Raw genomic sequence first — 3675 nt, 5'->3', positions numbered from 1 at the left:
GCGGCGGCGGACTGGCCGATCATGCCCTGGTGCAGCACGGAGCGCAGGTCGCGCAGCGGGCGGAAGATCTCGGTGCCGGCCATCAGCACGACCAGCAGCGCCTCCAGGCTCATCTCGCCGCTGGCGACGCGGTGCGCGCCGAGGATCAGCGCGATGGCGGAACCCAGCGCCATGCCGGTGTCGGTGATGCCGCGCGTCATCACCGAAAGGCCGAGGACGCGGAAGGTGGTCCGGTAGAGGGCGCGGGCCTTTGCCGCGAGCTGGCGGCCATAGGCGGCGCTCTGCCCGAAGGCCTGCAGGGTCGGCAGGCCCTGCACCGCGTCGAGGAACTCCCCGCCGAAGGCCTTGAAGGCCTTCTGTCGCTCCAGCGCCGCCCGCTTGTCCCAGCCATGCACCAGGGCCGGCAGCACCAGCGTCAGCAGCGCCGCCGTCAGCAGCACCAGCGCCACCGGCACGTCCCACCAGGCGATGAAGAGGAAGATCGCCACCGGGGCGCAGGCGGCAATGGCGAGCTGCGGCAGGTACTGGCCGAAGAAGGTCTGGAGCTGCTCCACCCCGTCGATCATCGAGAGCATGACGCCGCCGGTGCGTTCCCCCGCGAACCAGGCGGGGCCGAGGGCGGCGATGCGGTCGAAGAGCGCGGCGCGCAGCTTGGTCTGCACCGCGGCGGCGGTGCGGTGCGCCAGGGCGGCGCGGGCATGGTCGAGGACACCGCGCAGCAGCACCGCCAGCACCGCCCCGGCCAGCGGCCAGGCGGCCCCGACCAGCCCCTCCCCGGCGAAGACCCGGGCCAGGGCCACGCCCAGGAAGGCGAAGCGCGCGATGCCCGCCGCCAGCGCCAGTAGGCCCAGCACGACGCCGAGCAGCATTCCGGGGCGCAGGCCCCTGGTCAGGCGCCACAGGCGCGCATCAAAATACATGCCGAATCCTCGAAGCCCGTGACCGCCTGGTGCGGCCCTGCCGGATGCTGGGCCGGTGGCCCAGCGCCGGCAAATGCAAGCTTTTCATCCGCTGTTGAGCTATTTCGAACGGCTATGACTGCCCATCTGCCTTCCCTCCCCGCCCTGCGGGCCTTCGCCGCCGTGGCGCGGGAGGGCAGCTTCGCCCAGGCCGCCGAGATGCTGCATGTCAGCACCAGCGCCGTCAGCCACCAGATCCGCCAATTGGAGGAACAGCTCGGCACCCCGCTGCTGAGCCGCGCGCGCAACGGCAGCGGCCATAGCCGCACCGCCCCGACCGATGCCGGGCGGGAGCTGCTGCTGGTGGTGGAGGAAACGCTGGACCGTCTCGCCAGCGCCTGCGGCGCCATCCGCGACAAGGCCCGGAACCCGCGCCAGAACCTCGTGGTCTCGGCCAGCGGCTCCTTCGCCTCGCTCTGGCTGGCGCCTCGCCTCGCCCGCTTCGCCGCGCTGCATCCCAGCATCGCCTGGCACATGCGCGCGGTGGAAACGAATGTGCCGGACATGGCGGCGGAGGGGCTGGACCTCGCCATCCTGCGCGCCCGGCCCGGCCGGGTCGTGCCGCCGGACCGGCTGCTCTTCGCCGAGACGGTCTTCCCCGTCTGCAGCCCCGCCCTGGCCGCCATCGCCACCCCGGAGGAACTGCTGCGCCGCAGCCTGCTGGAGGAGGACGGCGACAGCCCGGAGAAGGACTGGTCCACCTGGCTGCCGATCCTGGGCCAGAAGCCCGGCACCGGCCATGTGCTGCGCTTCAGCAGCTACAACCAGGTGATCGGCGCCGCTTTGGCCGGGGCCGGGGTGGCGCTGGGGCGCTCGCCGTTGCTGGATGCGGAACTGGCCACCGGGCGGCTGGTGCGCCTCTTCGCGCCGCTCTCCCTGCCTGGCACCTGGGCCTTCGTCCTGCGCGCCCGCCCGGACGCCGCCCGCGACCCGCATGTGGTGCAGCTCTGCGACTTCCTGCTGCGGGAAGCCGGCTCGATTCTGTGAGGCGCGGCGCCTTCCGGCCAACCCCGGGGCGGAGGCTCCGCCTCCCCCCCGGCCCCCCCGCCGCCGGGGACCGAAGCCGGTCCCCGGACCCCTGGCTTGAGTGGGTGCCTGTGGCAGCCGTCAGCTTTCCTGCCTGATCCTTGGGAGCAGGCGGAAAGGCGGGGCTCCTGAACAAAGACGAAGACCCCTTGTCCGCCCTGGCGGCAGCGGCAGTCGCCGGAGAGCCACGCTCTCCGGCGCGATCCGGCCGGCAGCGGAAGCCAGCGAATGGGGTCCAGGGCGCGCAGCGTCCTGGCGGATGGGGGGACCGGGGGTGAAGGCAGAGCCTTCCCCCCGGGATGCGCAACGCAGGACGGTGCGCGCGGCAGCTCAGGCGGTGGCGCCGGCCTCGGCGGCCAGGGCGTCCCGCCACCCTTCCAGCCATTCCCGGGCCTTCTCCTCCGGCATGTCGCCGGAGCTGGCGTCGCAGCACAGGACCTCGCCGATGCGGCGGGCGCCGCGCACGGCAAGGGCCTTGTCGAACAGCTTGCCGCCTTCGCAGAAGGTCTCGTAGCTGCTGTCACCGAGCGCGATCACGCCGTAGCGCAGGCCGGACAGGTCGAGCGCGGAGGCGCGGAGCGTGTCGTAGAAGGGCCTGGCGCCATCGGGCACCTCGCCGTCGCCATAGGTGGAGGTGCAGAGGATGCAGGCCTCCGCGCCCTCCAGCACGGCGGGGTCGCCGCCATCCATGGCCACGATCTCGGCGCCGTCCAGCGCGCCGGCCAGTTCGTCCGCCACCATCTCCGCCGTGCCGGTCATGGTGCCGACCAGGATCAGGAGCTTCATCGCAGGGTCTCCTCGGTGGGATATCAGGTCCAGGAAAAGCCGTAGGCGGTGATCTCGCGCAGCAGGGCCTCGGGGCCCTTCTCGCCCGAGGCGCCGCGCAGCCAGGTGCGGCCATGCACCTCCAGCCCGCGCAGGTCCACGCGGCCATCGAAGCGCGCGGCGTTGCACCAGAAGCCGCCCAGGCATTCAGTGTCCTGCAGCGTCACGGCAGCCTCGAAGCGGGCGCTGTCGCAGGAAAGGTTGCCGAAGGCCACGGCGTGGTCGAGCTCCGCCAGCGTGGCGAAGCGGGCGGTGTCGAAGCTGGCGGTGCCGCGGAACTCGGCGCCGGAGAAGCGCGCCTGGCGTTCGAAGACCGCGCCGTCGAAGCGGGCATCGCGGTCGAAGCGCGCGCCGGAGGCGTCGATGCCGGCCTCGAAGCGGCAGTCCTGGAACCAGGCCAGCCCCTCGAAGACCGTGCCCGCGAGGCGCAGCGGCGCGGCGAAGACGGTGCCGCGCAGGTCGAGATGTCCGAGCGCGCGGTCGGACAGGTCCAGCGGCACCTCGATGCGGCGGCCGCGCAGCTCCACCACCTCGCCGGGGCGGAGCGGGGCGGCGATGGCGAACGGGATGTCGCTCATGCCTCGGCCAGTTCACGGCACAGGGCCAGCAGGGCGTCGCGGGTGGCGCCCTTGCGGCGCACCCGCCCGGCGCTGGCCGCGGCCTCCTCGGCGGCGCGGATGCGCAGCCAGTCGGCGAAGCCCACCGGCTCCACGCCCCGTTCCCGCAGCAGGGCGGCCAGCCCTTCCCGGCCCGGCTTCGCGCCCGTGGCGGTGGCGAGCGCTGCGCGCGCCGCATCGGCGACGAGCCGCGCCTCGGCACGGGCCTCCGGGATGGTGCCGCGCGGGCCACGGCGGAACCAGCCGGC

General features: G+C 73.6%; 4 protein-coding genes and 1 pseudogene. 1 reads left to right on the top strand and 4 read right to left on the bottom strand.

The features are described 5' to 3' along the window. On the bottom strand, window positions 1-920 hold a 920-nt coding region (locus ROTAS13_RS21020; RefSeq protein WP_253187727.1), incomplete at its 3' end, for an ABC transporter transmembrane domain-containing protein. Between the two features lie 114 nt (window positions 921-1034). On the opposite strand from ROTAS13_RS21020, the gene ROTAS13_RS21015 reads away from it, so the two are divergent. Then, entirely contained in the window at window positions 1035-1946 is a 912-nt protein-coding gene (locus ROTAS13_RS21015) for a LysR substrate-binding domain-containing protein (RefSeq protein WP_075823306.1), read from the top strand. Between the two features lie 369 nt (window positions 1947-2315). Here ROTAS13_RS21015 and ROTAS13_RS21010 read toward each other — a convergent pair whose 3' ends face one another. From ROTAS13_RS21010 to ROTAS13_RS27425, 3 genes and pseudogenes are all read right to left on the bottom strand, one after another. Beyond that, a complete protein-coding gene (locus ROTAS13_RS21010; RefSeq protein WP_075823305.1) occupies window positions 2316-2771 on the bottom strand; it encodes a flavodoxin domain-containing protein in 456 nt (151 codons plus the stop codon). 23 nt (window positions 2772-2794) lie between these two features. Continuing rightward, on the bottom strand, window positions 2795-3388 hold the full coding sequence (locus ROTAS13_RS21005) for a pentapeptide repeat-containing protein (RefSeq protein WP_075823304.1): 594 nt from the start codon (window positions 3386-3388) through the stop codon (window positions 2795-2797). Beyond that, window positions 3385-3675: pseudogene (locus ROTAS13_RS27425) on the bottom strand (ferredoxin-NADP reductase); the annotation flags it as partial. The gene ROTAS13_RS21005 and the pseudogene ROTAS13_RS27425, both read right to left, overlap by 4 nt.

It is taken from the genome of Roseomonas sp. TAS13, assembly GCF_001950415.1.
GTDB lineage: Bacteria > Pseudomonadota > Alphaproteobacteria > Acetobacterales > Acetobacteraceae > Roseomonas > Roseomonas mucosa.
The sequence above is the reverse complement of the archived record's forward strand: the minus strand, read 5'-3'. Positions and strand labels throughout refer to the sequence as shown.